This is a genomic window from Mesorhizobium sp. M2A.F.Ca.ET.037.01.1.1, assembly GCF_003998075.1.
Taxonomy (GTDB): domain Bacteria; phylum Pseudomonadota; class Alphaproteobacteria; order Rhizobiales; family Rhizobiaceae; genus Mesorhizobium.
Genome location: NZ_RZSA01000890.1, coordinates 1 through 2,738 on the forward strand (window position 1 = coordinate 1; position 2,738 = coordinate 2,738).

At 63.8% G+C, this 2,738-nt stretch carries 7 protein-coding genes and 1 pseudogene; 2 read left to right on the forward strand and 6 right to left on the reverse strand.

Going from position 1 to position 2,738, the window contains the following annotated elements; all coding sequences use genetic code 11:
* On the forward strand, positions 1-292 hold a 292-nt coding region (locus EOA27_RS30815; protein WP_210214183.1), incomplete at its 5' end, for a hypothetical protein.
* A 26-nt stretch (positions 293-318) separates the two neighbouring features.
* On the opposite strand, the gene EOA27_RS30820 is transcribed toward EOA27_RS30815, so the two are convergent.
* Positions 319-579 (reverse strand): hypothetical protein, encoded by a 261-nt coding sequence (locus tag EOA27_RS30820; RefSeq protein WP_126083230.1) that lies wholly within the window; start codon positions 577-579, stop codon positions 319-321.
* A 169-nt stretch (positions 580-748) separates the two neighbouring features.
* Between EOA27_RS30820 and EOA27_RS41050 the strand changes: the two genes are divergently transcribed.
* Positions 749-943: a hypothetical protein gene (locus EOA27_RS41050; protein WP_126083231.1), complete on the forward strand. Its 195-nt coding sequence runs from the start codon at positions 749-751 to the stop codon at positions 941-943.
* A gap of 207 nt (positions 944-1,150) precedes the next feature.
* On the opposite strand, the gene msrA is transcribed toward EOA27_RS41050, so the two are convergent.
* The 5 genes and pseudogenes from msrA to EOA27_RS30850 form a co-directional block, all read right to left on the reverse strand.
* Complete coding sequence (msrA, locus tag EOA27_RS30830; RefSeq protein WP_126083232.1) at positions 1,151-1,672, reverse strand: peptide-methionine (S)-S-oxide reductase MsrA; 522 nt, start codon at positions 1,670-1,672, stop codon at positions 1,151-1,153.
* 97 nt (positions 1,673-1,769) lie between these two features.
* A complete protein-coding gene (locus EOA27_RS30835) occupies positions 1,770-2,093 on the reverse strand; it encodes a hypothetical protein (protein ID WP_126083233.1) in 324 nt (107 codons plus the stop codon).
* Positions 2,093-2,287: a hypothetical protein gene (locus EOA27_RS30840; RefSeq protein ID WP_126061380.1), complete on the reverse strand. Its 195-nt coding sequence runs from the start codon at positions 2,285-2,287 to the stop codon at positions 2,093-2,095. Before EOA27_RS30840 ends, EOA27_RS30835 begins: the two co-directional genes overlap by 1 nt.
* Positions 2,272-2,511, reverse strand: coding sequence for an ABC transporter permease (locus EOA27_RS30845; RefSeq protein ID WP_126083234.1), 240 nt, complete (start codon positions 2,509-2,511; stop codon positions 2,272-2,274). Before EOA27_RS30845 ends, EOA27_RS30840 begins: the two co-directional genes overlap by 16 nt.
* Positions 2,508-2,738 (reverse strand): annotated as a pseudogene (locus EOA27_RS30850) (hypothetical protein); the annotation flags it as partial. The gene EOA27_RS30845 and the pseudogene EOA27_RS30850, both read right to left, overlap by 4 nt.

Sequence of the window (2,738 nt, forward strand, 5' to 3'; positions counted from 1 at the left end):
AGTCTACAGGGTCCGGTCGGAAAAGATGGGGCTGCGCAAGATCCTGGCTGTGGGCCAATGCTGCGTAGACGGTGTGGGCGAGGCAGCGCTCTACCCTGGCTGGTTCGTCGATCTGACGAAGGATGCCACCTGCGAGGAACAGTCGCTGCGCGAGATGCACAATCACGTCGAACAGGCCAGGGACATCGCGCGATCGATCGGACACGACCTGTTGTCCTATCTTCTGGACAACGTCGAGGAAGAGGTCGAGCAACGGCTTGACGGAAGGCTGAGGAGGCGAAGATCGTCCTGAGGCAGCTTTCGCCGATCGTTTGCGGGTCAGCTTCGCTTGCCGCGTCTGCCGACCTCAGCCGTGACCATGCGCGCGAAATGCGATTGGGGCGATCGGTGCTCGATAAGCTTGGCGCGCTCAAGCGCCGCGTCGCCGTAAAATTCGATCAGCACCCCGGCTGCCCGGGCGGCATCGGCTTTCAAGCGGCCGAAATCGACTTGCCCGTTCTCGAACGAAGGCTCGCTCCTGGCAATCGCGTCAAGCATGGCTTGCAACTTGTCAGAAGTGCTGCCCTCGTCTTCGTTCATGCTCGCTATCCGATTGGGCGCGTAAAATATCGACATTTCCGCACGATGTCCAACAGGTTCGTTGGGCGGGCGTCGGTGCAACCCCGTGCAGCCGCACCGCGCACGGTGTCACAACTTTCATGCAAGCATAGTGATCCAGACTTACCGCGCAGACATTTGGGGGGCACCCATGGACCAGCCTAGCAAAATGGAAAACCTGCAGTTTGCGCAGGGGATATTGCGGGAACTTCGCCAGAAGGCCGAAGCCGACGGCGAAAAACTCCTGACCTATCTCATCGACATGGCTTATCTCGAGGCCAGCGACCGCATCCGCGCCCACTGGATCGGCAACCACGAACATGAAAGCCGCCGCGCTAAGGGCTGAGCCGCCCAAGGCAATTTGATGCTCGCCGCGGTTTTCCGTGCGGAATTGCCGGGATCGATAGCTGGAGCGGTTCAGCGTTTGCGCCAGAGGCTGAGTAGCGCAAGCCCAGCGCAGCACATCCTGAACGCAAGAAAGCCCGCCATGCCTCTTCGGCATGGCGGGCTTACTTGGATGAGCAAGGCTAAATGCGATAGCCTCGCCGCCGATCTACGATGCGGCAGCCTTCTGGCGGACCGGAAGCTTCCACCCCGGCCGCGCGAAGTGGCAGGTGTAGCCGTTGGGATAGCGTTCCAGATAGTCCTGATGCTCGGGCTCGGCTTCCCAGAAGGCGCCTACCGGAGCAAGCTCGGTGACGACCTTGCCGGGCCACAGGCCGGACGCATCGACGTCGGCGATCGTATCCTCGGCGATCCGCTTCTGCTCGTCGCTCGTGTAGTAGATTGCCGAGCGATAGCTCATGCCGATGTCGTTGCCCTGGCGGTTCTTCGTCGTCGGATCGTGGATCTGGAAGAAGAATTCGAGCAGCGTGCGGAAACTGGTCCTGGCCGGATCGAAGATGATTTCGATTGCCTCGGCGTGAGTGCCGTGATTGCGATAGGTCGCGTTGGCGACATCGCCGCCGCTGTAGCCGACCCGGGTTGAAACCACGCCGGGCAAGCGCCGGATCAGATCCTGCATGCCCCAGAAGCAGCCGCCGGCAAGGACTGCGCGCTCGGTGGAAGAAGCCATGTCAAACCTCCTTTGGATTGCTCCATAGATAGGCGTTGTGGCCGGGTTCTTCCAGCGCCCCGGGGAACATGCCGGCCACGATTTCGAACCTGCGCGATCAGGGGTCCGAAGTCGGCCTGAACCGTCGGATTGCCAGCTCGAAGACGATGTCCGAAATCCACATGGCCGAGACCCCAATCAGGAAGGCGGCGGCGAGCGTGGTAGTGTCGTCGGCGCCGTCGGGCATCGGCAGGCCGCTTGCCTGAACCCAGGCGACGGCAGGCAATGTCAGATAGGCGGCGGCCAGGGCGCCGCAGATGGGCGAGGCGATCATCTCCCGCAGCTTGTAGCGATGGCGCGACAGCGACCGCAACACGCCGCCGGCGAGCCCCGCCGCCACGACCTGGCCCTTGATGCCCAGCAGATCGAAAATGTCATGCATCACGGCCTCCAGCCACAGAGCTTCTCGCCCTTGCGATTGTGCGCAAGCAGCGCCCTCGCCTCCTGATCCGACAGCGTTTCGACGGCCCTGGCGGAGAGGCGCATCGGCGCGGCGGCGGCGCAGAAACCGCCCCTAGCCGTCGTGCAGCCGGCAAGCGCGGCGACGGTGGCTGCGAGGATCAATCCCTTGCCCATGACTTCAGCTCCTTCCTGACCGCTTCAGGCGGCAAGGCGCCGACGTCGTTGTCGACCTGGTCGGCGATATTGCGGGCCGCGGCCTCGGCTTCTGCCTGCTTGCCGCGTTCGGCCCTTGCGCCCGCAAGGCGCTGGTGAAAGCCCCAGCCGAGCGCGCCGACAACGCCGGCGCCGATGGCCAGGATCGTCGGATTGGTGAGAAGCCATGCCAGCAGAGCGCTCATAGCAGCACTCCGATGAGAAGACCGGCGATGAAACAGGCGGCGCCTACGATTGCATACGGCCTGGCGGCTTCAATGCCGATGCGCACGCCCGGCGCGACCTGCTCGACGCGCCCGGTGCGGCGCGGCGGGTCCGCGCCCTCGAACGCGCCGATGGCGCTGACGATCTCGGCGCCGTCATCGGCGGTGATGATGGTGGCGTAGCGTGGCATGGAGCCTCGGGGCGGAAT

Excerpts from the sequence above, each read along its gene's own strand:
- EOA27_RS41050 (WP_126083231.1), top strand. The coding sequence starts at position 749 with ATGGACCAGCCTAGCAAAATGGAAAACCTGCAGTTTGCGCAGGGGATA.
- msrA (WP_126083232.1), bottom strand. The coding sequence starts at position 1,672 with ATGGCTTCTTCCACCGAGCGCGCAGTCCTTGCCGGCGGCTGCTTCTGG.
- EOA27_RS30845 (WP_126083234.1), bottom strand. The coding sequence starts at position 2,511 with ATGAGCGCTCTGCTGGCATGGCTTCTCACCAATCCGACGATCCTGGCC.
- EOA27_RS30840 (WP_126061380.1), bottom strand. The coding sequence starts at position 2,287 with ATGGGCAAGGGATTGATCCTCGCAGCCACCGTCGCCGCGCTTGCCGGC.
- EOA27_RS30820 (WP_126083230.1), bottom strand. The coding sequence starts at position 579 with ATGAACGAAGACGAGGGCAGCACTTCTGACAAGTTGCAAGCCATGCTT.
- EOA27_RS30835 (WP_126083233.1), bottom strand. The coding sequence starts at position 2,093 with ATGCATGACATTTTCGATCTGCTGGGCATCAAGGGCCAGGTCGTGGCG.